Source organism: Selenomonadales bacterium (genome assembly GCA_018335585.1).
Classification (GTDB): domain Bacteria; phylum Bacillota; class UBA994; order UBA994; family UBA994; genus UBA994.
The window spans coordinates 83631-107862 of sequence record JAGXRZ010000046.1 but is presented as its reverse complement, the minus strand read 5'-3'; the positions used below and the strand labels follow the sequence as shown (position 1 = coordinate 107862).

General features: G+C 56.5%; 20 protein-coding genes. 11 read left to right on the top strand and 9 right to left on the bottom strand.

The window, feature by feature from the left end:
• Positions 1–2: 2 nt before the first annotated feature.
• Genes KGZ66_09280 through pepF form a run of 3 tightly spaced genes read right to left on the bottom strand, consistent with a single transcriptional unit; the run spans position 3 to position 4168 of the window.
• Complete coding sequence (locus KGZ66_09280) at positions 3–575, bottom strand: indolepyruvate oxidoreductase subunit beta (GenBank protein ID MBS3985778.1); 573 nt, start codon at positions 573–575, stop codon at positions 3–5.
• Complete coding sequence (locus tag KGZ66_09275; protein MBS3985777.1) at positions 572–2371, bottom strand: 4Fe-4S binding protein; 1800 nt, start codon at positions 2369–2371, stop codon at positions 572–574. Before KGZ66_09275 ends, KGZ66_09280 begins: the two co-directional genes overlap by 4 nt.
• A gap of 6 nt (positions 2372–2377) precedes the next feature.
• Complete coding sequence (gene pepF, locus KGZ66_09270; protein MBS3985776.1) at positions 2378–4168, bottom strand: oligoendopeptidase F; 1791 nt, start codon at positions 4166–4168, stop codon at positions 2378–2380.
• Positions 4169–4359: 191 nt separating this feature from the next.
• On the opposite strand from pepF, the gene KGZ66_09265 reads away from it, so the two are divergent.
• The 8 genes from KGZ66_09265 to KGZ66_09230 all read left to right on the top strand — a co-directional run bounded on the left by KGZ66_09265 (position 4360) and on the right by KGZ66_09230 (position 14062).
• Positions 4360–6570 carry a PAS domain S-box protein gene (locus KGZ66_09265; GenBank protein ID MBS3985775.1) on the top strand — a complete coding sequence of 737 codons (2211 nt, stop codon included), beginning with the start codon at positions 4360–4362 and terminating at the stop codon, positions 6568–6570.
• A 57-nt stretch (positions 6571–6627) separates the two neighbouring features.
• Positions 6628–8118 carry an IS1182 family transposase gene (locus KGZ66_09260; protein MBS3985774.1) on the top strand — a complete coding sequence of 497 codons (1491 nt, stop codon included), beginning with the start codon at positions 6628–6630 and terminating at the stop codon, positions 8116–8118.
• 60 nt (positions 8119–8178) lie between these two features.
• Positions 8179–8958 carry an EFR1 family ferrodoxin gene (locus KGZ66_09255; protein ID MBS3985773.1) on the top strand — a complete coding sequence of 260 codons (780 nt, stop codon included), beginning with the start codon at positions 8179–8181 and terminating at the stop codon, positions 8956–8958.
• A 75-nt stretch (positions 8959–9033) separates the two neighbouring features.
• Complete coding sequence (pstS, locus tag KGZ66_09250) at positions 9034–10491, top strand: phosphate ABC transporter substrate-binding protein PstS (protein ID MBS3985772.1); 1458 nt, start codon at positions 9034–9036, stop codon at positions 10489–10491.
• A 107-nt stretch (positions 10492–10598) separates the two neighbouring features.
• Positions 10599–11555 carry a phosphate ABC transporter permease subunit PstC gene (pstC, locus tag KGZ66_09245; protein ID MBS3985771.1) on the top strand — a complete coding sequence of 319 codons (957 nt, stop codon included), beginning with the start codon at positions 10599–10601 and terminating at the stop codon, positions 11553–11555.
• A gap of 3 nt (positions 11556–11558) precedes the next feature.
• Positions 11559–12401 carry a phosphate ABC transporter permease PstA gene (gene pstA / locus KGZ66_09240; GenBank protein MBS3985770.1) on the top strand — a complete coding sequence of 281 codons (843 nt, stop codon included), beginning with the start codon at positions 11559–11561 and terminating at the stop codon, positions 12399–12401.
• A gap of 1 nt (position 12402) precedes the next feature.
• Entirely contained in the window at positions 12403–13161 is a 759-nt protein-coding gene (gene pstB / locus KGZ66_09235; protein ID MBS3985769.1) for a phosphate ABC transporter ATP-binding protein, read from the top strand.
• A gap of 91 nt (positions 13162–13252) precedes the next feature.
• Complete coding sequence (locus KGZ66_09230; protein MBS3985768.1) at positions 13253–14062, top strand: hypothetical protein; 810 nt, start codon at positions 13253–13255, stop codon at positions 14060–14062.
• Between the two features lie 104 nt (positions 14063–14166).
• Here KGZ66_09230 and KGZ66_09225 read toward each other — a convergent pair whose 3' ends face one another.
• From KGZ66_09225 to KGZ66_09200, 6 genes are all read right to left on the bottom strand, one after another.
• Positions 14167–15888 carry a [FeFe] hydrogenase, group A gene (locus KGZ66_09225; GenBank protein MBS3985767.1) on the bottom strand — a complete coding sequence of 574 codons (1722 nt, stop codon included), beginning with the start codon at positions 15886–15888 and terminating at the stop codon, positions 14167–14169.
• Positions 15872–17512 carry an NADH-quinone oxidoreductase subunit NuoF gene (nuoF, locus tag KGZ66_09220; GenBank protein ID MBS3985766.1) on the bottom strand — a complete coding sequence of 547 codons (1641 nt, stop codon included), beginning with the start codon at positions 17510–17512 and terminating at the stop codon, positions 15872–15874. Before nuoF ends, KGZ66_09225 begins: the two co-directional genes overlap by 17 nt.
• Before the next feature lie 11 nt (positions 17513–17523).
• A complete protein-coding gene (locus KGZ66_09215; GenBank protein MBS3985765.1) occupies positions 17524–17994 on the bottom strand; it encodes an NAD(P)H-dependent oxidoreductase subunit E in 471 nt (156 codons plus the stop codon).
• Between the two features lie 18 nt (positions 17995–18012).
• Positions 18013–18342 (bottom strand): (2Fe-2S) ferredoxin domain-containing protein, encoded by a 330-nt coding sequence (locus KGZ66_09210; GenBank protein MBS3985764.1) that lies wholly within the window; start codon positions 18340–18342, stop codon positions 18013–18015.
• On the bottom strand, positions 18339–18623 hold the full coding sequence (locus KGZ66_09205; protein MBS3985763.1) for a serine kinase: 285 nt from the start codon (positions 18621–18623) through the stop codon (positions 18339–18341). The genes KGZ66_09210 and KGZ66_09205 overlap by 4 nt, the downstream gene beginning before the upstream one ends.
• Before the next feature lie 94 nt (positions 18624–18717).
• On the bottom strand, positions 18718–20007 hold the full coding sequence (locus KGZ66_09200; protein MBS3985762.1) for a 4Fe-4S binding protein: 1290 nt from the start codon (positions 20005–20007) through the stop codon (positions 18718–18720).
• A 375-nt stretch (positions 20008–20382) separates the two neighbouring features.
• Between KGZ66_09200 and KGZ66_09195 the strand changes: the two genes are divergently transcribed.
• From KGZ66_09195 to KGZ66_09185, 3 genes are read left to right on the top strand one after another with little or no spacing between them, the layout of a single operon-like run.
• Positions 20383–21933 (top strand): spore germination protein, encoded by a 1551-nt coding sequence (locus KGZ66_09195; protein MBS3985761.1) that lies wholly within the window; start codon positions 20383–20385, stop codon positions 21931–21933.
• Positions 21926–23047 carry a GerAB/ArcD/ProY family transporter gene (locus KGZ66_09190; protein ID MBS3985760.1) on the top strand — a complete coding sequence of 374 codons (1122 nt, stop codon included), beginning with the start codon at positions 21926–21928 and terminating at the stop codon, positions 23045–23047. Before KGZ66_09195 ends, KGZ66_09190 begins: the two co-directional genes overlap by 8 nt.
• Positions 23031–24224 (top strand): Ger(x)C family spore germination protein, encoded by a 1194-nt coding sequence (locus tag KGZ66_09185; GenBank protein ID MBS3985759.1) that lies wholly within the window; start codon positions 23031–23033, stop codon positions 24222–24224. The genes KGZ66_09190 and KGZ66_09185 overlap by 17 nt, the downstream gene beginning before the upstream one ends.
• Positions 24225–24232 lie beyond the last annotated feature (8 nt).

Here is a 24232-nt window from a genome sequence, read left to right as displayed (position 1 = left end):
TTTTAAGACGGAGACATCCCTTTCTGAAACGCCAGCAAGTTCTGCTCAATGGTGTGCGAAGGCACACTTTCGCGTAAGACTTCTGCCCACAGCTCCGCGGCAAAGGGCAGGTGGCGTGAGAGACTCCCAAGCAGCACGGTGTTGGCAAGCCTCAAATTGCCAATTTCCCGGGCAATAGCCTTAGCATCGAGCGTTTGCACGCTAAACCCAAGTTCAGTCAACTTGCCGGTAATGTCTTTGGGATACTCCTCTTTTTCGATTAGCACGCGGTTAGGGAGTATCTCCTCCTTGCCGGTGATGATCACGGCTCCGGGTTTCATAAGCTCTACCCATCTGAGGCCTTCGAGGTCCTCTAGGGCGAGCAGGAAGTCTCCCTGGCCGCGCGGAATCAGCGGAGAGTGGACGTCGCCAAAGCGCACACTCCCCCAAACCATACCTCCCCGCTGCGACAAGCCAATGACGTCACTCGTTTTCACCTGGAAACCAGCCTTATAGGCGACCCCAGCTATAATGCGGGTGGCCAGCACCAGCCCTTGACCACCAACGCCGGCAATCAATATATTGGTGGTTTTCATTCCTCGACACCTGCCTGCGAGGACTTTTTAATGGCCTTAACCGGGCAAACCTGCGAACACACCGAGCAACCCACGCACATCTCCGGGTTGATATAGGAGTTTTTCTTGTCGTACCCCTCGTAGACCTGCATGGAGATGGGGGGACAGTTCACGCCGATGCAACTCCTGCAGCTGATGCAGATTTCGCGGTCGACATAGTAGTGTGGCTCCCGAATGCGGAAGTTTAGGGCGCAGGGACGGGTAACCACTACTACCGACAGACCTTCGCGCTTTATGGCTTCAACAATTACGGAGCGAGTCTTACTGTGCTCAAACTGGTCTGCCACCGTCACATCGTTAATGCCAAAGGACTTAAGCACAGCGGGGATGCTGATGATGTGGCTCGCCTCGCCGGTAAGTTCCCCGGTGGTCGGAGTAATCTGCCCACCGGTCATAGCAGTGGTGCGGTTATCTAACACCACCACGGTAATATTGTCTTTGGTATTGGCGATGTCGGCGAAGCCGCTTAACCCCGAGTGAAAGAAAGTCCCGTCACCTATAACCGCAACTAATGGTTTCGCTTTGCCGGCCGTCTTATGGGCCTTCGCCATGCCCTGGATAATGCCGAGCGACGCGCCCATGCTAAGATTTGTCTTCAGCACTTCAAAGGGTTCAAGAATGCCCAGAGAATAGCAGCCGATGTCGCCGATTACCGTCGCCTTGGCTTTCTGTAGAATGTGAAATACGGGGCGGTGCGGGCACCCCGCGCAGAGCATAGGAGTGCGCCTAGGAACCGCGGGTGCGACTTCTGCGCTAATCTCAAGCGGCGCCATAACCCCGGCTTTAACCAGCCCCTCCCGAATGCGGTCTGAGTTTAGCTCACCTGTAAAGGAGAAGTACTTCTTCCCCTCCACTGTAAGGCCATGCGCCAGTAGCTGTTCCTCCATAAACGGCATCAATTCCTCAATTACCAGTACTCTGTCGTACCCTGCCGCTACTTCTTTAATTAGCTCCACCGGCAAAGGATACGTCAACCCGAGCTTAAGGACGCTGACGTTGGGGTTAATCTCACGCAGGTACTCGTACGTGAGCCCCGCCGTAATAACCAGTGCGTCACGCCGCCCGCTATCCTCATAGCGGTTAAGAGGGCTGGCGTTCCCGTGTGTGCGCAGTTTCGCTAGGCGTTCCTGCATAAAGTGCTGTTGTACATTGGCATAGGGAGGCAGCATGCAGTAGCGGGACTGGTCCGGCACAAACCCCTCAATCTGCGGCGGCTTGCGTTCGCTTAGCTCGACCTCGCCGCGACTATGACAGAGCGTGCTGGTCAGCTTAACGATTGCCGGCATGCCAAACTCTTCGCTAATGGCAAGAGCCTCACCTATAAAGTCCTTTACTTCCTGCGCCGTACTTGGTTCAAGTAAGGCGCAGTTGGCAAACTTCGCGAAAAACCTGCTGTCTTGCTCGTTTTGAGAACTCGACAGCCCCGGGTCGTCGCCTACCACCAAGACGAACCCGCCTTTGGTGCGAATCTGGGTAAACGTCATAAAGGGGTCGGCGGCAATGTTGATGCCGACATGCTTCATGGAGGCCATGCTGCGCGCGCCCGCAAAACTGCCGCCGATGGCAATCTCTAGCGCTACCTTTTCGTTCATAGCCCACTCTGCATGAATGTCCTCGTGTTCCTTGAGGCGTTCCATAATCTCCACTGTCGGCGACCCGGGGTAGCTCGCAGCCACTACGCCGCCAGCTTCCCAGAAGCCCCGTGCTACCGCTTCGTTGCCTGTCATTAAGGTTAAGGTGCGTTCGCTCACGCGCATTCCTCCTTACTCGAAACTCGCTACAACTTCGTCCACAAGCCAGCCCACGTAGGCTACGGCCTCCCGGATAGGCTCCTTACTCGTCATATCTACGCCTGCCAGCTTGGCGAGCTCCAATGGCTTAAGTGTTCCTCCGGCTTTAAGCACCTCGACCCAGCGTGCGGCGACCGGCGCGCCCTCCGTTTGAATGGCCCGAGCCACGGCGGTTCCTACAGTCAGGCCGGCAGCATACGTGTACGGATAGAGGCCGCGGTAATAGTGAGCTTGGCGCATCCAGACCATTTTGGCGCCTTCGTCAATAACTACTTCGCCGCCCCAAAACTCCTCTAGAATATCGCCCTGCACTTTGTTGAGCACGCTTGCGGTAATGGGATGACCTTGCTCTGCCAGGGCGTAAGTCCGCCGCTGCAGCTCACCTTCAATGAGGTGGCGCACGAAGTTGTGGTGGTAGGTCATCAGTAGCTGCATAATGAGCCAGCGGCGCATCTGGCGACTGGTGCTGTTTGCTAGGATGTGGTCGGCCACCAATAGCTCGTTAATCGTAGAAGGAGCTTCAATAAAGAACATGGTGGGGCGAGTGTTAGCGAGGCGCTGGTATCTCTGCGCTAGCACGCCCTGCCCGGCGTGGCCTAACTCGTGCGCTAGCGTTAGGGCGTTGCGCATGCGGTTGCCCCAAGTCATGCTAATGTAGGGGTGCACGCCGTAGACCGAGTTGCAGAAGGCTCCGGTGCGCTTACCCACATTGTCTGCCCGGTCCACCCAGCGGTTGGTAAGGCCATCCTCCATAATGGCCGCGTATTCCGGCCCAAGCACCTGTAGACTAGCGAGCAGCAGCGCACACGCCTCTTCATACGTAGTCTCGGGGTTAAAGCTCGGGTCAAGTGGCGCTTCGATGTCGCAGTAGAGCATCTCACTGAGACCGAGCACTTTTTTGCGTAGGCGCGCGTACTTGCGCATGTGCGGCGCAAGCTCCGTCAGGATGACGTCATGAATGTTGTGGTAGATATCTGTGTTTACTTCTTGCTGGTCAACGAGCATATGCACGGCAGACTTATATCCCCGCAGCTTAGCCAATACTACATTTTTCTTTACTTCTGTTCCCCAGGTAGTGCCGTAGGTTTGCAGGTACTGCTTTAGCCCGCGGTTGAGTTCCGCATAGGCGTTTCTGCGCAAAGTATGGTCTGCGGCTCCTTCGTGTCGTCCGAGTGACATGGGGTAAAGCTTGCCCTCACTGTCTGCGACCGCGTCAAACTTCAAATCTGCCGTGCGGGAGCGCTCGTAAACTTCTACCGGAGAACTTAGCACTTCGCCGAGTGCCGCTAGAACCATTTCGGCCTCCGGAGTGAGCATGTGCGGTTTCTTCTCAATCCACTTTTCAAGCGTGACGCGATAAGGCAAAAGCCCTGGCTCATCTCTAAGATACTGCTGCAGCGTGCCGTCAGGCAGGGTGAGCGCTTCGGACTGCACAAAAGAAGTCTCTGCCTGTATCTCGGCCCCTATTGCTCCGGCTTTGCCGGCCATGGCTTGGTACGCAGGGTTAGTGCCGTCAGCGGAGAGGTTTAGCGAGGCATAGGCAAACACTTTGGTGGCGCGTTTCTGCAGTGCCTCCTGCGCTTCTAGGCAGCCAAGTAACACTGCCGCCCCTTCCTGGAGTCGGCCCTTGTACTGGGTTATGCTAGCCACTATGCTCGCTAGTGCACGTAATTCCTGCTCCCAAGCCTCGGGGGTGGGGAAGATGTCGTTAATGTTCCAAGTTTCCGCAATGGGGACTTCTGCACGGGTAAGCTGCACTGCCATTTAATCGCCTCCCAGTAGATTTAGTCGGGAGCCAAGGCGGTCTCCCTATGCACATATTTCGCTATGCCAAGCACCGTTCCTGCAGCTCCGTCCCTTTTGCTTCAGTTTTGCTTCACTAAGAGGATTAGTGCACCGTGAGTCGAATAGAGACTCCGAGGTGCGTTTGTGTGAAAATCTCTAGGTCAAAATCTATGCGAGAGAGAAAACTAGAGGCTGCGCTTAGACAGACGCAGCTTACTTTGGACATGATTATAAATACGGTTCCAGGCTTTGTCTATCGTTGCGCTAACGACCCGCAATGGACAATGTCTTACCTTAGTGAGGGTTTCACGGCGATAACCGGTTATGCGCAGGAGGCCTTAATTGACAATAAACAGCTGGCGTACAACGATATTATCCATCCAGAACACCGCGATTGGGTAGGGGCTCAGACGCGCCTAACGTTAGGTCTCCCGCTAGAGGTGGAATACCGCATAGTCACTGCTAGTGGCGAAGTGCGTTGGGTGTGGGACCGTGGCAAGGCGGTGTTTGAAGAGGATGGTCGGGTAGCCTACCTTGAGGGATTCGTCACGGACATCACAAAACGAAAGCTGGTAGAAATCGAGCTCGCTAACCGCGAGGAGCAGTATCGCCACCTCTTTGAGCTGTCCCCTGACAAAATCGTTGTCCTAGATCTAGAGGGCAACATCATGGATGCTAACGAAGCTTACTATAAAGCCTCGGGATATACGCGCGCGGAGCTAATTGGTGCTAATGTGCGACTCTTCGTACCAGCTGACCACCAACACCTTGTGGCAGGGCATTTAGCTCGCATCGCGGCCGGTGAAACATTGGTGCATGAGGTATATTCCCTAGAGCGAAGCGGCGAGGTGAGGCGCAAACTGCTGCGTGAACGCGCCATTCCACTTGGCGGAGGCAGGCGTGGAGTGCTGTCTATAGCCACGGACATTGAAGACCAGCGGCAGCTGATAGAGTCCTTGCACCAGGGCGAAAAACGCTATCGCTCGCTTGTGGAGAGCTTGCTCGAAGGCATGGCCATTGTACGCGCTGACGGCGAGGTTGTGTTCTGGAATCCTTCAGCAGCAAAAATGTTTGGGGTAAGTGAACCAACTGGTAGTGCGGTCGGCAAGGCGCAAAGATTCTTGCATCCAGCATCTGGTGAGAGTGCTAGGCAAGACTTTGTCAGCATTTTAGAGGGTACCAAGGTAACAGCGGAATACCACTGCCTGCGAGTAGATGGCAGTACGATGTGGCTCGAGATTTACGGCACGCTTATCGACTATGAAGGCGAAGCAGCAATGCTACTCCTAATGCGCGATGTCACCGAACGCAGGAGCGTGCAAGAGGCTAGGGAATACCTCTACTGGCATGACTCATTGACTGGCCTTTATAATCGCCACTATTTTGAGAAGCTGCTCTCGGAAGGGAGTATGCCCTCTCCGGCCATTATCGTGGCCGACCTTAACGGGTTAAAGCTCATTAACGACACATTCGGTCACGTGGCAGGCGATGAGCTCCTAAAATCTGTGGCCCGTCTCCTAGAGCAAAACGCCCCGGACGGCGCGGTATGCGCTCGCATTGGCGGAGATGAATTCGTCATTCTTATCCCAGATGCCAGGAGCGAGGATGTTGCCCAATGTGTGTTGCAGCTTGAAGGCGCCATCGTCGAGTGCAATAACACCACGCCACACTACCCGTTTAGCGTGTCATTCGGCTACAAGACTGCGACGGAGTTTGGCGGAGGGGTTTATGCTCTCTACAAAGAAGCCGACGACCACATGTACCGCGAGAAGTTGCTGCAAAAACAAAGCAGCCGGAGCAGTTTGGTCCACGTGTTGATGGGTGCGCTAGAGAGCAAGAACTTTGAAACGCGCGAACACGTGGAGCGCATGGGCGAACTGGCTGTGACGCTGGCGCGTGCTATAGAGTATCCTGAGGACGCGATGTTTGAGCTCGTTTTATTTGCAAAGTTTCACGATATAGGTAAGGTAGGGGTCGCTGACAGCATTTTACAGAAGCCCGGGCCGCTTAACCCCGAAGAAAAAAAGGAGATGCAGCGGCACTGCGAAATAGGCTACCGCATCGCTATGGCCTCGCCCGAGTTAGCCACCGTGGCTGACCTAATACTTAAGCACCACGAGTGGTGGAACGGCGCAGGCTACCCGCACGGTCTATCCCGGCACGATATCCCCTTGGCCTGCCGCATCGTCGCCATTGCCGACGCCTTTGACGCCATGACCTCCGACCGACCCTACCGCCAAGGCATGTCGTCACAGGACGCCATCCTAGAGCTACAGCGCTATGCCGGCACCCAGTTTGACCCTATGTTGGTGGAAGTCCTTGTCGAGACCGTAAGGGGAGAAATGTCTTTGAGGGACGGCAGACTGTGCGAAAAGTCATGACATAACGTAGTGATTATGGTATAATTATCGCTAGAAGTATGAAAATGGCGGTGTATTATGCCTTACATTACCGGCGATTGCAGATTTCAGCTAGGAATAGCGCAGTGTCTTGACGATTACGTAGGAAAGGACAATCCCGTTAGGGTAATTGACGTTTTCGTTGATACACTTGACCTTAATACGCTTGGTTTTCAGAAGGCCACTCTCGCTAAAACTGGGCGACCGCCTTTTCATCCTGGTGATTTGATTCGTCTGTACATCTACGGCTACACAAACGGGATTCGCTCAACACGTAAGCTAGAGGCAGAAGCACGCCGCAATCAAGAAGTAATGTGGCTGCTTCGCAAACTCACCCCTGACTACAAGACTATCGCAGATTTCCGTCGCGATAACCGTGAGCCTTTGACGAGAGTGCTCGCTCAGTTTAATGCCTTGTGTAGGGAATGGGGACTCATTGGGGGAGAAGTGGTCGCTACTGATGGCACCAAAATACGAGCATCTAACTCCAAGCGCAATAATTACAGCGCTAGAAAAGTAGAACGGCACTTGGAGCACCTTGCGACTAAGGACGTTGCTTATCTCGAGGAGCTTGATGAATGCGATTCATTTGAATGTGCCCCGCCATTCGCTCGGGCAAGCATTGTGCAAGCACTCAAAGATAACGAGGCTCGCAAGGAGGCCTACCGCGCACTTGCCGAGGAAATTAGCAAGAACGGCGAAGTATCTACGGTTGACCCAGACGCAAGGTTAATGGGCGTTCACAATAACGGCGTTGATGTCTGCTACAACGTGCAAGCAGTAGTAGATGCGAAGCACAGCTTAGTCGTTGTGGCTGACGTCATTAATTCGGCGGCAGACCAAGGGCAACTCAGCGTCATGGGGATCAAGGCACAAGAGGCGCTGGGGGTAGAAGAGATCAAGGTCTTGGCAGATAAGGGCTACTACGTAGCTGAAGATCTTAAGCGCTGCGAAGACGCTGGCATTATAGCACTTGTGACAAGGCCTACCCCTGCGAACTCAACTGGCGTAAAGGAGTACCTGAACGATCAGTTTGTCTACGACTCCCAGACAGACACATATACTTGTCCACAAGGCAAAGTCCTAACTAGGCTCAATGACAAGGCCGAGGCCGAACGAGCGGAATATCGCAACTGGAAAGCATGCAAGGAGTGCCCCGTACGGGAGTTGTGCACCACCTCTAAGCGCGGGCGAAGGATTAGCCGTTCAAAGTACCAGCCAATCATGAACACGGTAGACATGCGAACAATGGCAAACAGAGTGCTCTACGCGAAACGACAGGCAATCATCGAACATGTCTTTGGCACTTTGAAGCGAAGCATGGGGTTCACGCACTTTCTGACTCGTGGGTTAGAGTCAGTCAGGGCGGAGGCTTCCTTGGCATTTTTAGGGTATAACCTCAAGCGGGCGATTTCGCTGCTCGGCGTGGAACGGATGCTCAAGGAACTGGCTAGTAAGGCGGTAGCCATTTCTTTTGTGCTCTGGCCGAACCGGGTTCGCATCGTCATTTTCCGTGAAATACTCGGTTAACCACGCAATTATCACCTGCTACAACTCCCGTTTGAGCACGGTCTGCCGGAGGAGTGCGACATGCCTAACTCGCATGTCTATTTTTTCTCAGGCACAGGCAATACCCTAGTCCTAGCAAGAGCGTATGCTGAAACACTTATTGCGCGTGGTTGCCAAGTAGAGCTGGTGGACGTAACCGCATACGCAGGAGGCAAGCCTACAGAACTGCTGAGCATTTTCTTTCCTGTGTACTGCTTTGGTGCCCCGCGCATAGTCAACAAGTTTGTAGAGCAGCTGCCAAAGGGCGAAGGCCGTCGGGCAGCTGTGTTTGCTAATGCCGCCGGTATGGCCGGTCCAGCGCCTGCCATGGTGGCAGAAGCGCTGAGCTCGAAGGGCTACCGGGTCGTCGCCTCCGATTGGATACTGATGCCGAGCAACTACATTCTCGGCCGCGAAGCTGTCGTGCCAAGCGAAGCCGAGTCACAGATAGCAGAAGGGTGCAGTCGCGCGCGCGAATTAGCGCTCGCCGTGGCTAACGGCACCGCAGTTCCACGCAAGATGTCCAAGTGGTACCTGCTGCGCCTTGCGTACAGTGGCTTCCAGAAAGGGCTTCTGCACGTACACAAGTTCTATCGCGCCACGGAAAAGTGCACCGGGTGTGGAGTCTGCGAAGACCTTTGCCCTGTTAAAGTCATCACCATGCAAAACGAAAGGCCGCGCTGGCACAAAGGCTGTGAGCACTGCATGCGCTGCGTCAATCTCTGCCCGGCCGCGGCGATAGAGGTAGGTCGCTTAACCGTCGGCAAGCGGCGCTACGATTACTGGCGCGGTAGCCTTGTGCAAGATTTGCCACTACTTTAACCTCGGCTTAACAACACCGTGTTACCCTCATGGCGGTGAGATGAGTCACCAAAATTGCCGGGAGGGTAGATTGCTATGAGAAAGCACACATTATTCGTTCGTGTACTGGCTGTATTGGCTTGCTTAAGTACCTTAGTCTCGTTGGTGCCGGCTATGGCAGTAGCTCAAACTAGGCCCATTGCTATCGTGCTGGACGGGCGCGAAATCAGGGGCGACGCCGCGCCGCAGATTATCGGCGGGCGCACTATGGTGCCGATGCGCCTTATCTTTGAAGCACTAGGTGCGGAAGTTACGTGGACCGAGGCGACGCAAACGGTCGGCGGTCGGCAAGGGAACATTAGTATTAGTCTGATTATCGGCAACAGGAGTGCCACCGTCGGCGGGCGCGCAGTCTCCCTCGACCAACCCGCGCAGATTATTGCGGGACGGACCTTTGTGCCGGTGCGCTTTGTGGCCGAATCGCTCGGTGCCACCGTGGAGTGGGACGAGGCCCAGCGTACAGTGCGCATCACGAGCGCAACACAGTCGCGCATGCGTTCCCCGGTAACGAGTGAACTGCGGATAACCGCAGGCGGAGCCAGTTTCCCCTTTCCACTGTACACCCGTTTGATCACAGAGTACGCTGCAATCACCAGCCCGCGCGTGCAAATCGAGTACGCCTCGGTAGGTTCTGGTGCAGGTATTCGCGGAATATTGGCGAGAACATTCGATTTCGCCGGAACGGATGCACCGATGACAGCGGAGCAGCAGGCCCAAGTTAGGCCAAACGAAGTACTACATATCCCGACTGTTATGGGAGCTGTTGCCGTAGTATACAATCTCGGCGGTATCGGTAGCGGATTACGCTTAACGCCCGGGACGCTCGCCGACATTTACTTGGGGCGTGTCACAAACTGGAACGACCCTTCCATCCGAGCACAGAACCCGACACTTACTTTGCCAGACCAGCGCATCACCCTAGTTCGTCGTTCCGATTCCAGCGGTACCACCTTTATCTTTACTAATTACCTGTCCAAAGTAAGTGCCCAGTGGCGCAGCGAAGTCGGCGAAGGCACGACCGTGCGGTGGCCAGGTACGACCATCGGCGGCGCGGGTAATGCGGGTGTAGCCGCACAGGTAAGTCAAATCCCTGGAGCCATCGGTTATGTGGAATTGTCCACCGCCGTGCAGAGCCTCCTGAGCATGGCTCATATGCAGAACAGGTCGGGCAACTTTATTGCGCCCTCGGTAGAGGCAGCTACGGCAGCAGCCTTAATCATGGAAGATTCCTCGTTTATGACACATCCCACGGATTCAGTCGCGCATAGGGCTTATCCCATAGTAGGGATTACGTGGATTTTGGTGTATCGCGACCAAGACAACGAAGCGAAAGCGCGCGCCATCGTAGACTTCCTGCGCTGGGCCATTGTCGAGCGTAACCTTGAACCATTCGCTGCGGAATTGCACTACTCTCCATTGACAGAAACCGGCATCAACAGGGTGCGCAGGCTCCTACAGAGCATTACCTTCAATGGGCAACCTGTCTGGAGATAAAGGCTGCAATTAGAGCTTAACGGAGCTCGTAAGGGGCTTACGCCGCGAGTCGGCGTAGCCCCCGCTTGCGTGAAGAAGCAATTAAAAGCATGCGAGGGAAGGTTGTTATGCGAGCCAATACACGGGAAGGCCTCTTCCACTATATAACCCTATTTGCGGCGCTTGGGTTAATAGCGCTGGTTCTCGGCATATTTCTTGTGGTGACTATGCAGGCGGCACCCGCATGGCGCGCGTTTGGTGTCTCGTTCCTGACGACATCGATTTGGGACCCCATGCGTAATGAGTTTGGAGTTGTGCCGGCGTTGCTCGGGACACTCGCCACCGCAGTCCTTGCTCTGGCTGTGGCGACACCGCTCAGTATCGGCGCCGCCGTTTTTCTCAGTGAGATTGTCCCCCAGCGGCTGCGTAGGCCTCTGTCCTTCATGGTGGAGCTGTTGGCAGCTGTGCCAAGCGTAGTGTACGGGCTGTGGGGGTTGTTTGTGCTCGCACCGTGGTTAAGAACCGGCCTTGGTCAGTTCTTGGCCGAACACCTAGGCTTCTTGCCTGTTTTCGCCGGGCCTTCGCTCGGAATTGGCGTCCTGACAGCGTCGTTAGTGCTCGCGATCATGGTAATGCCGACGATTACGGCTATCTCCGGCGAAGTGATGCGGGCTGTGCCCACGGAGCTGCGCGAAGCCATGTTTGCCTTAGGCGCAACGCGCTGGGAGGTAGTCACAAAGGTTATTTTGCCAAGCAGCAAACCGGGCATTGTCGGGGCCATCCTCTTAGGCCTCGGTCGCGCTATCGGCGAGGCCATTGCCGTAACTATGGTAATTGGAAACGCGAACTTAATTCCGGTCTCCCTTTTGGCGCCGGCGCAGACTATGGCTTCGTTAATCGTTAACGAGTTCCCCGAGGCCTTTGATTTGCACCTCTCTGCGCTACTACTGCTAGCGACACTGCTCTTTTTAATCACGCTCGCCATTAACCTGATTGCCGCTTGGTTTTTCTACCGCCCGAGCCAGACCGCAGAGGGTGCCGTCAAAGGTTCGCTATGGGCCAAGCTGCTGCGAAAGGGGACCTAGGTCATGACGAATCTACGCAAGCGAAAAGTTGCGGGTCAGGTTTTTGAGACACTGTGCGTACTGGCCGCAGGCTTGGCTACATTGGTATTATCGTTAATCCTCTATTATGTTTTTCGCCGCGGACTGGCCGTCGTGAACATATCGTTCCTGACTAGCCTCCCCGCTCCGGTTGGTGTAACGGGGGGTGGGATAGGGAACGCGCTGCTTGGCAGCCTTCTAATGGTGGGGGTCGGTGCGCTTATCGCCGTGCCCATCTGTATAGCGGCCGCCGTCTTTCTTGACCAAAATCCCACCAGCAAAATCTCCGCCTTCGCCCGTTTTGCTAGCCGCGTCCTATCCGGCGTTCCCTCTATGGTGATAGGTCTGTTTGTGTTTGGCCAGTTGGTTTTGCGCACAGGCAGTTACTCCGCCCTCGCAGGTGGGATTGCTCTAAGTATTGTCATGGTGCCGGTAATCACGCTTTCGGCGGAAGAGATGCTCCGCCTTGTGCCAAGCAGTCAGCGCGAGGCCTCTATGGCGCTAGGCGCGACCAAACAACAGACGGTCTTTCGGCTGATACTTCCCGGCGCGGCAGGCGGCCTGATTGTAGGCGTCATGCTGGCTATAGCACTAGCCGCCGGGCAAACCGCCCCGGTACTACTCACCGCTCTTACCAGTCGCTTTTGGCTCAATTCCTTGTTTCAGCCGACGGCCTCGCTCCCAGTTTTAATTTACCACTACGCCACATCTCCCTTTGTCGACTGGCAAGCACAGGCTTGGGGTGCGGCACTAGTTCTGGTCGCCGTTATCCTTGTGCTCAATGTGACGGCACAACTTGTTTTGGGCCTAAGTAATAGGAGGCGTTAACATGGCGCAAGGTGTAAGCATAGATAACTTCTCGTTTTGGTACGGGCGCAACCAAGTAGTGAAGAACGTCTCTCTGTCTGTCCCGGCGCGGCAGGTAACCGCCTTAATCGGTCCCTCAGGCTGCGGCAAGACTACCTTGTTGCGCAGCATTAACCGTCTGCACGAGCTGCACGCCGGGAGTAGGGCGTCAGGGCGCATTGCTGTAGGCGACGAAGACATATTCTCGCCTGCCGTAGACCCGGTAGAACTGCGCCGGCGCGTGGGGATGATCTTTCAGAAACCCAGCCCGTTCCCCTACCTCTCGGTTTTTGACAACGTAGCGCAAGGATTGCGCCTGCACGACGTAGCTCGCGGTAACGCGATAGCCGAACGCGTGGAAGCATGCCTGCGTAAAGCGGCGCTTTGGGATGAAGTGAAGGATCACCTGCGGCGCCCAGGCGGAATGCTTTCCGGCGGCCAGCAGCAGCGGCTCTGCATCGCGCGCACTTTGGCGGTTGAACCCGAAGTGTTCTTAATGGATGAGCCCTGCGCTTCCTTGGACCCTGTCGGCACGACCCGCATTGAAGAGCTTATCAGCGAGCTAAAGCACGACTACACGGTAATAATCGTCACGCACAACATGCACCAAGCCAGTCGCATCTCCGACCGGACGGCCTTTGTGTTAAACGGCGAACTAGTCGAAACAGGCCCCACGGCCGAGCTTTTCCTGGCGCCAAAGGATCCGCGTACCGAAGCCTATTTGACCTGGAAAATAGGCTAAGAAAGATTTTTCCGCGTAGCAGGAGTCTCCACTTCTACAGCAAATTCATGGTCTGAGAGCGAAATTGCAGCCAGAGAGAGGTGGAGGGTGGGTGCAGGAAGTTTACTACTGCGTGCTACAGGGGCGACCGCGAGTTACGCCGTTTACGTCCGACCACGACAAGCATGACTTTATCAAGGCAATCGCCGAAACCAAGCGCTTTGCGCAGATTAAAGTTTACGCCTTTGCCCTGTTAGAAGCACAGGTGCATCTGGTAGTGGCTGTCCCATCTAAGCGTCTACAATCGGTGCTCGCAGCTTTGCGCGAGGCATATGCTGTTCACTACAGCAAGCGCAACGGACGAGACGGCAACGTCTTTTTAGACAGCTATGCCGAGCGGGTGTGCTACAGCGATCAACGCCTGCTGCTAATTGTTCGCTACGTGCATTACCTGCCGGTTACTTTTGGGCTAACGCATCACCCGAACCTCGCTCGCTTTACCAGTCACACCGCGTATCTTGGCGACACGCGGTACAGCTTTGTCGACAGCGACGAACTACTCGCCCTGATTGCGCAAGACCGCAGTGAAGCGCGTCGCCGGTATCAGGCCATGTCCGGAACTTCGGTAGGTACAGGCGAGTTGGCACAAGCCTTGAGGGCAGTTGTGCCGGAGAGCCCTACCCCTGTCGCGTTACCGACCCCTACGCTAGCGGAAATCGCGGCAGCAATCAGCCAAAGAACCGGGGTGAGCCTGCGCGTCATGCAGAGCAAGGGGAGAAGTGCGCAAGCCGTAGCGGCGAGACGCATGCTCATCACTACGGCTGTGACGGAACACCATTACCCTGTAACCGAGGTGGCAGAACTTTTGTGCGTGCATCATTCGTACGTGTCGAGGTTGACGTATAGGAGAGCGGAGAGCTGATAGCTGCTAGTAGAGGAGAGCGCACTTCGAACTTCGCACTTCGCACTTTGCAGGGGACGGGGGTGGCCTTCACGAAGTGCTAAGTGCTAAGTGCTAAGTGCAGCCTACCGTCTTTCCACATATTCCGTATGCAACAGCGTATGCGACTTGTGGCCGAGCGGGCGCTTGAGATATTCCTCATAGAGCTTGGCCACGGCAGGATTTTGGTGCGACTTCCGTAGGGTCATCGCTTCGTCTACGCTGTAAATCGCGCGTATGCGGCGCTCGCGCACGGCATTAGTCGTAGGTATTGGCTGTCCGCCGCCGCCAATGCAGCCGCCCGGGCAGCACATGACTTCAATAAAGTGATACGGGGACGTGCCGTTCGCCACCTGTTCCATCAGCTGCCGTGCATTGGCTAAGCCATGCGCCACCCCAACCTTTACTACCAGGTCGCCGACAGGTACGGCGGCTTCTTTTACGCCCACCATGCCCCTGACCTCGGTGAAATCCAGGTTGCCGAGCTCTTGGCCGGTCACAACTTCGTAGACGGTACGAAGGGCAGCCTCCATCACGCCGCCCGTCGCACCAAAGATTACCGCCGCCCCGGTGGAAATGCCAAGCGGCGCGTCAAACTCTCCGGCGGGAACCCCTGCCCAGTCTATGCCGGCTTGCTTTAGCATGCGCGCTAGCTCGCGCGTGGTCAGTACTACGTCTACGTCGCGGTAGCCGCTGCTCGTCATCTCGGGACGGGCAGCTTCGTACTTTTTGGCGGTGCAGGGCATGATGGAAACTACAAACACGTCTTCCGGTCGGATATCGGCCTTCTCGGCGTAATAGGTCTTAGCGAGCGCGCCAAACATTTGTTGCGGCGATTTACAGCTAGAGAGATGCGCGAGGTGTTCTGGGTAATTATGCTCCGCAAACTTAATCCAGCCGGGGCTACAAGACGTAATCATGGGGAGAGTTCCGCCGTGCGAGAGGCGATGCAGGAACTCATGACCTTCTTCGATGATGGTCAGGTCGGCGGTAAAGTCGGTGTCAAACACGCGGTCAAAACCTAAGCGGCGCAGTGCGCCCACAAGCTTTCCTGTGACAACGCTGCCCGCTTCACCGCCAAACTCCTCGCCCAAAGCTACGCGAATAGCGGGAGCCACCTGGACAACCACGTGTTTGGCAGGGTCGGCAAGGGCCTCCCAAACCCTTTCTGTCTCGTCTACCTCCGTAATGGCCGCTACAGGACACGCTTGCAGGCACTGTCCGCACAACACACAGGGGATATCGCTGAGCGGAGCGCTGCCCGTCGTCTGTACCACTGTGGAGCGACCCCTGCCTGCCGTATAAAGAAGCCCGATGCCTTGGGTCGAAAGGCAGGCGTGAACACAACGCCTGCAGTTGACGCACTTATCTGGCGTGCGCCTAAGCGACACACTGCTCTGGTCTGTTTTCTGTTGGCGCAAGAGGCTTGGGAAAGGCGTTTCGCGCACATTGAGCTCGTTAGCTAACTGCTGCAGCTCACATGTGAAGCTGCGCGGGCACTGCAGGCAGTCTGCGGGGTGATTGGACAACATTAGTTCGAGGATGGTGCGGCGCGCCTCGCGTACAGCCGGAGTCGCGGTGTTGACGGCCATCCCTTCGCTGACGGGGTAAGAGCAGGCAGGCTGCAGAAGCCTGTTCCCAACCACTTCCACCACACATATGCGGCAGGCTGCCTTTACCGCTTGATCCGGGTGATGACAGAGAGTAGGAATCTTGATGTCCGCTTGCCGGCAAGCCTCAAGAATAGTCGAACCTGCCTGTACCGCAATAGCCCTGCCGTTAATCGTTACATTAGTCAGCACTTCTATCCACCGCCTTTCCGATCACGCATTTGTCGGCGGGGCAACACCCCGCAAGGTGGGCCTCTATCTCCGAGGAAAAGTGCTGTAGCGCGGATAACACAGGCACCGGCGCGGTCTGTCCTAGCGCACACAGGCTGCTGCTCTGCAAAGTGCGGGACAGCCTATGGATTAGCTCCATGTCCGCTCGGCTTGCTTCACCCGCGCTGACCTTTGTCAGCAGGTGATACAGGGCAGGCGTCCCTTCGCGGCAAGGCGTACACTGCCCGCAGGATTCATGCACAAAGAACTTAAGGAAGCAGCGCGTGAGGTCGACGATGCAGTGGGAGTCGTCCATAATCAGGAGCGCGCCGCTGCCTAGGCTTGAGCCGTGGCTTTGCAGAGAGTCATAGTCCATAGGGATATCGAGGTGCGCCGGAGCCAAGCATCCGCCTGAAGTCCCACCGGTCTGCGCCATTTTGAACTTCCTGCCGCCAGGAATTCCGCCCCCAATCTCGTAAATAACCTCGCGCAACGTAATGCCCATCGGCACTTCAATGAGACCGCTGTTGACGATGTTGCCGGTCAACGTGAAAACCTTTGTGCCGGGTGAACTAGGGGTGCCCAAGGAACGGTACCAAGCAGCCCCATTCTCAATAATGGAAGGAACGTTGGCCAAAGTCTCTACGTTGTTGACCGAGGTCGGCAGCCCCCACAGGCCCTTTTGTGCCGGGTAGGGCGGCTTAAAACGAGGTTCCCCGCGATTTCCCTCTAACGATTCAATAAGCGCGGTTTCTTCCCCGCACACATACGCGCCGGCACCCGCACACACCTCTAGGTCAAACGAGCATACGGAGCCTAAGATTGCACTTCCCAGGAGACCGTTTTCACGCGCTTGGCGAATCGCCTGCTCCATGCGTTGGATAGACAGCTCATACTCGCCGCGAATGTAGATTATGCCGCGCGTCGCGCCAATAGCGTAGCCGGCTATGGCCATCCCTTCTATGATTAAGTGCGGGTCGCCTTCGAGAATCAGGCGGTCTTTAAAAGTGCCCGGTTCGCCTTCATCGGCATTGCAGATAAGATACTTCTGCTGGCCGGCCGCGGCGCGCGTAAACTCCCATTTTCTGCCCGTCAGAAACCCCGCGCCGCCTCGCCCCCTGAGGCCAGACTGCTTTATCTCGTCAATAACGCGTTCCGGCGTCATTGTATCAAGTGCCGTAGCCAGAGCAGTGTAACCGCCTGCCCGCACATAGTCCTCGATACTTTCGGGGTCAATCATGCCGCAGTTCTTAAGCACGACACGCTTCTGTTTCTGGAAGAAGGGGGTCATCGCTAGCGGCGATACTTCGCCGGTAGGGCCTGTCGGCTGCTGCATTAGGCGGTGCACCAAGCGGCCTTTCAACAGGTGCTCGGCGACAATCTCCGCCACGTCGTTGGTCGTCAATCTCCCGTACATGACGCCCTCAGGGTACACCACTAGCGCGGGGCCTTGTTCGCACAGACCAAGACACCCGGTGTCTACGACCTTAACCTCGCCCTGTAGGCCATGGCGGGCTATCTCCTGCTCGCATGTCTGTTTGATGCTTCTGCATCCCTTAATGGCGCAGTTAGAGCCGCTACAAACGAGTACATGAGCCCGATAGTATTTCACAGCACACCCTCCTAGACGTATTCAGCCAAAATGGCGCTTAGTTTGTCCCGGCTAAGGTTGCCGTGCACGTCCATGTCAATCATGAGCGCCGGTGCTACGCCACACACTCCGAGGCAACTGGCGACTTCGAGCGTGAAGCGTCCGTCCCCGGTGGTCTCTCCCGGCTTGACGCCTAGTGATTCTTCTAGGGCCTTTAAAATGTCCATGGCACCTACCACATAGCAGGGCGCGCTCTCGCAGACGCGGATAATGTGGCGTCCGCGCGGCGTCGTTGCATAGAGCGAATAGAACGTAGCGGTACCCCAAACTTTGGCCTCGGGCACGCCAAACACCTCGGCCACGAGTTTAAGGTCGCTTGGTGCCAAGAAGTGGTCGGGTGAGGCGTTCTGTAGCACGTGCAACGCCTTTAGCAGTCCCCCCGGCTCGTTTACATAGGGCAGGATTGACTGTCTGCGGCTGGTGCTAGTTTGTTGTTCTGTCATCGGCTCTTCCTCTTTTCCCTAAGCATTCGGCAGGCCTAGGTCGCGCACGATTTGGCGCGCACGTTCGGCGTTAACATAGGCATATAGCGTGGTCTGTCCGTCGTGGACAACCTCGACTAAAGGTTCCCGCTCGCACATGCCAAGACACCCCGTTTGCGCGACAGTCGTGTCGCTATGGCCTGTCTGTGCGAGCTCGCTCATAATGGCCAAAAGGACACTGCGCGCACCGGCGGCTATGCCGCATGTGCCCATGGCCACGGTAATCTTGGTCGTGCCGGTACTTCTGGTAACCTGCTTACCTTCGCCCATGCGCTCGCGCATGGCCTTTAGTTCTTGTAGCGATTTCATAGCACACCTCCGGATTTTAAGGTCAGTTCGTGTCTTTTTACGCCGCGGACGCCTAGGTTGTAGAGCTTGCCGCAGAGGTTAAACGCGGAGTCGTGGGTGGCAAGCAAAGTCACCCCCACTTCGCGCGCCTTCTTCAGCACGGCTTGCTCGGGCGCGGCTCCACCTACTAGCACCACTGCCTGCACGTCAAGCAACGAGGCGACGCCTACGACATTGATGTGGCACTGCACTGTAATCCACAGACAGTGGCCCGGGCACGTGGCCATCACGTTGCTTAACAAGTCGGACGCACAGGCGTACTCTACTGTGACGGGGGGCGACTTTAGGGGAGTGAGCACCTTGAGGTCTAGGGCGTCGATAATGGTCTGGCATATACTATCCCTCTCTGCCCATGGCGGGCGGTAGTTTGGTGGCCAAGTCCACCATTTCTAAGGCCAGTCGCTTAACTTTATCCCGCAGCTTAATGACGCAGTCAGTCTCGGTGGCAAGCCCACGTACTATGTCCTCGGCGAGTGCGCGGCAACTTGGCGCACCGCAGGCTCCGCAGTCTAGCTGTGGTAGCCCCTGCAGAAGTTCTTCTAGGTGTTCTAACAGGCGAATAGCGGCAGAAACGTCGCTGTCAAGCGGCAAAATAGGGCGGGGGCGCAGCGGCTGCGTGAATGAGATAAGCGGTGTGATGTGCGCACAATCCTCGGTGGCGACCAAGGGGAGGTGGGGCAGCAGTCGCTCTAAGCGCACCCTAGACACAAAGTAATTGGCTACCGTCAAGGGCCCGCCAAGGCACCCGCCCGGGCAGGCTTGCGCTTCGATAAAGTCAATGCCGTCAACGTGCCCAAGTTCAAGCTCCTCAAACAGGTGCGACACATCGCGCACGCCGTTTGCGGCCAGGGAACGAGTCTTACCCAGGGCAATAGTCTCGCCACCCGGCAGTGCCCAGCCCGCTCCGAAGCGCCCCATGTGGGCAGGCAATGTGTCGTCCGCGGCAGGCAGCACCTTAAGCAAAGCACCATACGCTTCGCTAATGGAGATGGTGCCGTCTACATGAGACGGGTTGCCTTCGGGCTGATGCACCGCAGTCGTCTTGGCCGGGCAGGGTGTGATAAAAAACGCCCCCACTTGCGCGCGCGGGCCCCACTTAGCGTAAGCGCGCTGCTTGGCAAGCTGTGCGGCTAGCTCCATGGGCGTGTCGAGCGGCATAAGTTGGGGCAAGAGCTCGGGGAACTTCACTTGAATTAGGCGCACGATAGCGGGGCAGCTTGACGAAATCCAAGTCCGTTCCGGGTTGTCGCGCAGGAAACTGCGCAGGGCACAGGTGATATAATCTGCCGCTTGGCCAACCTCAAAAACATCGTCAAAGCCTATTAAACGAAGCGCGCTCTGCAGTTGCCTAGCGGTGATATCCTGCCTAAACTGCCCGTAGAGGGAGGGTGCAGGCAAAGCGATGCGGTAAGCGAAGTGCTGCAGTTTTTGCAGCCCGTCGCTGTAGGCGCTCTTGGCGTTGTTTGGGCACACGCGGATGCACTCGCCGCAGTCGATGCAGCGCTCTTCCATAATGACGGCCTTGCCGTCGCGCACGCGAATCGCCTCGGTAGGGCAGAGCTTAATGCAGTTCGTGCAGCCCTTGCAGCGCTCCGCGTCAAGACGTACGGAATGGAAATATGACACCGGCGCACCTCCTCTAATGATAATAATATCACAAATTCGCGATAAAGTATAATCTTAAAATTACGACTTTGCCAAGGACGCGACAAGCTACTGCTCCATCTTTAGTTATTTATTGCACATGACATGAGAAGAATTTCACGAATGGAGACGTGAGGGTTGTCGGCTCCTGGCTCCTAGCTCCTGGTAGAGGGGAGGTGCCCAGTGCCTAGTGCTCAGTGCCTAGTAGAATGGTGTCGTGGCGGTGCTGGGAGTCAGCAGCCAGGAGCGCCCCGTCTATGCTGAGCACTGGGCACTAGGCACTGAGCACTAGACGCGTGGATAACCCTCCCACCAAAAAGATACACTAACCTCTAGGGGGAGGGGAGGTGACCGCCGTTGGCCAGAAAAGCGCGGAATCTGCTTAGAAAGCCGCGCCCTTTGGTTTGCCACGCGCGTAAGGCTATACCGGGGGAGCTTACGGGGAACCTCGACGAGGACTGTGAAACGCTAAAGCGCCTCATCGGCACGGAGGGCGACTTAGAGTGGCGTCTACTTTACTCGCGTGGGCATCACCGCGCGGCGCTCTTCTACTTTGCGAACATGGTGGACGTCACGCTCCTTAGCCAAGGCGTTATCCGCCCTATCCAAAGGTACGAATGCCCACTCGAACCGGCTGTGCTTGCGCAAGCGGTAGTCGAGGTTCCGGGGTACAATATGGCGCGAGCCGCGCTAGAGCTTGCACAAGCTATTGCCGGCGGGCAGGCAGTCCTGGTGTGCGACGGTTACCGCGAGGGTCTAATCCTTGACGCAACAAAAGTTGCCGAGCGCAACATCGAGCGCGCGGCCTCCGAAGACGTTTTAATCGGCCCGCACGACAGCTTTTCCGAATCGCTAGACACCAACTTGGCACTACTCCGCAAGCGCCTCTCTAGTCCTAACTTGAAGCACAAGCTCCTAAACGTGGGACGAGTTTCGTCTACAGGGGTAGCAGTGCTTTATGTCGCCGGCATCGTGAATGACAAGCTTGTGGAAGAAGTTCTGCAACGCATCGAGCGGCTAGATATCGACCACTTATACGCGCGCTCCTTAGGCGACCTTATCTGCGATACGCCGCTAGCCATCTTGCCACTTCTGCGCAATACGGAGCGTCCGCCTAGAGCCGTGGCCGCCCTCCTGGAAGGGCGAGTTATTGTTATTGTTGATGGCGACCCGGGCGCACTTATTATCCCGTCATTTGCGCCGGAAGCGCTGCAGTCGGCAGAGGACTACTATGAGCGCCCGGCGGTGGCCACTTTTCTGCGTGGCGTAAGGCTGCTAGGCACCATCATTGCTGCTTTCCTACCCGGCCTGTGGGTGGCCGCAGTCGGCTTTCACCACGCCATTCTGCCGCCGGCTCTATTTCGCTCCATTCAGGCAGCGCGAGAAGGCGTGCCTCTCCCGACAGTTGTAGAGATGATTGTGCTACTCATTGCCTTTGACATCATCGTCGAGGCGAGCACACGTATGCCTATGCGCGTCGGGCAGGCGCTAGGCATAGTAGGGGGCATTATCCTTGGACAAGCCGCTGTACAAGCCGGGTTTGTCAGTCCGGGCAAAGTTATTATTGTCTCCCTGACCGGTCTGGCTACGTTCACGCAACCTTCGCCGGCGTTGCTTGGTCCGCTACGCGTAATAAAGTACGTAGTCCTGGTCTTTTGTAGTGCCTTAGGCCTTTTTGGCGCAACTTGGAGCATTATCTTGCTGGCGCTGCAGGTCTCGTCCTTTCGCTCCTTTGGGTACCCTTATATGTATCCGCTCTCGCCCTTCGCTTGGCGCGGCGCCCTAGACGTGTTCGTGCGCGCGCCTATGCAGTGGCAGCCACTGCGCCCTACTCTGCAGTCCGAGAATACGCGGCGCATGGGCAAAACTCCAAGTCTGTCTAAGAGGAGGCCTGGCGGCGATGCTTGACGCCCGTCTCAACCCTTTTCACGCCGCTGCGGCCATTCTCTTGGTGACGATTGGGACAGTTTTCTTCCCTGTGGCGGCAGTGGTAGTGCCCTTGGCGGGGGCCGCGGGCTGGCTTTCCGTACTCCTGGCTTTTGCCGTGGCTCTGCCGTGGGTATTTAGCGCGATGTGGTTGGTTGCGCGTGCTCCGGTAGGTGACTTCGGGCAGGCTGTGCATGCTTGGCTAGGCCCCTGGCTCGGGCGGTTGTTTCTCCTATACTTAGGCTTTATCTGGGCCTGGTTGGGCGGTTTGCTCCTAGCCCAGAGCGGCATGGTTACGCAGGCTACAGCTTTGCCTGACACGCCACAAGTAGTACTTAATGTGGCCCTTTTGCTGCTCGTTGTCCTTACTGACCTAAGAGGTGTCGAGGTCTTTATGCGCACGCTCGAGCTTTTGCTGCTCTTTAGCACACCTGTCATTGCCATCTACATTCTTATTGCCCTAAGTGTAGTGCGCGTCGAAAACCTGTTGCCTCTCTTCGCCGAAGCGCCCATACGCATTGCCCACGCGTCGCTGCTCGCCCTGCCGTGGGTCATGGAGGGCATTTTGTTTGCCCTGTTCGCCTGCGTGTACGTTAATACGCGCAAGAACCTGCACTGGTTAGCCGCTCTAGCGATAACAGTGGCCGGTTTGCTGCTTTCCTTGACGGTTGTGCTTACTCTGGGGGTGCTCGGGCGCTCCGTCACCGAAAGCTTCGTCTATCCGACGGTGGAACTGACGCAGGTCATACACATCGGGTTCTTTCTCCAAGGACTAGAGGGGCTTCTCTATCCGATGTGGGCTATCTTCTCGTATGTCAAAGTGACTGCAGCGTTTGTCCTAGTCTCGGAAAGCTTGCGCGGCATCTATGGTGGCTTTAGGCAACCATTTCGGGGCCTCGCGGTGGGGGTGTTGTTTCTTGTCATCTCTGCTCTGCCCGGTAGCTTTACAGAGCTTGTCGCCTCTATTAGCCGGGTGGACAATACCTTCTTCATGTTAATGTACGCTTTCTTGCCCCTCGTCTGTCTGTTTGCCTATCTAAGAGGCAGGAAGGAGGCGAAAATACCTGCGTCGGCTCGCGTTGCTCGTCGCCATTAGTCTGGCCTGCCTTGCACTGACAGGCTGTTGGGATTTACACGAAATCACTGAAGTGGCCCCGGTCACAGGTCTTGGTCTTGACGTCGGCACGCTGCCCGGGACAATTAGGCTGTCCGCACAGATAGTTCCTCCCCAGGCAGTTGGCGCTGACGCAGGCCCAGCCGGTGCGACTAGTTTGCGCGTCTTGAGCGTCGAGGCGGCTACGGTGACCGAGGCTATGCTGCTGCTGTCGGCGCACATTCGGCGGGAACCTTTCCTGATGCACTTAGGCTTCGTGGTATTTGGCGAAGAAATGGCGCGGGCAGGGATTGGGGCAGTGTTAGGGGGGCTCCATGGGAAGATAACGATTCGCGGCTCGGTGCCAGTATTGGTTGCGGCGGGCAGTGCGCAGGAAGTGCTCCGCGCTCGCTCCGGCGTAGGGAGGGCGCCGGGGGCGGACGTCTTAGAATTGTTGGCGAATATGCGGCGCCTCCCATTAGGGCGCGTGGTCACGCTCTACGATGCAGTTAACACGCTTTCGGGGCTTGGGGGAGAGATAGCGCTACCTATCTTGGACCTGGCCCCCTTACGCTTAGAAGCTGCCGACCATCAACCCGCGGATGGCACGGGTCAACAGGGGCAGCAGCTGATGGAGGTGACTATCGGGCGCACCGCGCTGTTTGTGCGCGACAGGTGGGTGCATGACTTAGATGTGTTTCAGACGCAGGCACTTACCTTGCTCTCAGGCGATGTGACACAGGGCGCCCTGTCGATTGCGCACCCTACCGCGCCGGGCGGGGCGATGGCTTTGCAGTTTTTGCGCTTTCGGGCGCAATTGAAGCCCGAGGCATCGCCGCAAGGGCCTGTAGCGCTACAGGTAAAAATAGAGATTGACGCGAGCCTCACCGAGACACGCGCCGGGTACGACTTGCGCCAAGCAGGGCCGCAGCCGATACTTGAGGTTGTGGAGCAATACGTTACAGCCCAAGTAACAGAGCTCTTTGCGCTAATGCAGGAGATAGGGAGCGATAGCCTAGGTGTCGGCAACATGATTTACCGCAACCAACCGCGAACATGGAGTCACCTAGAGCCGCGTTGGAGCGAGCATTACCGGCAAATGACCGTAAGCGTAGATACTAAGGCCCGACTCAAAGATACCAGTATGCTGATGCGGCTGTTTGCAGTGCGCAGGGAGTAAGCTGTGGC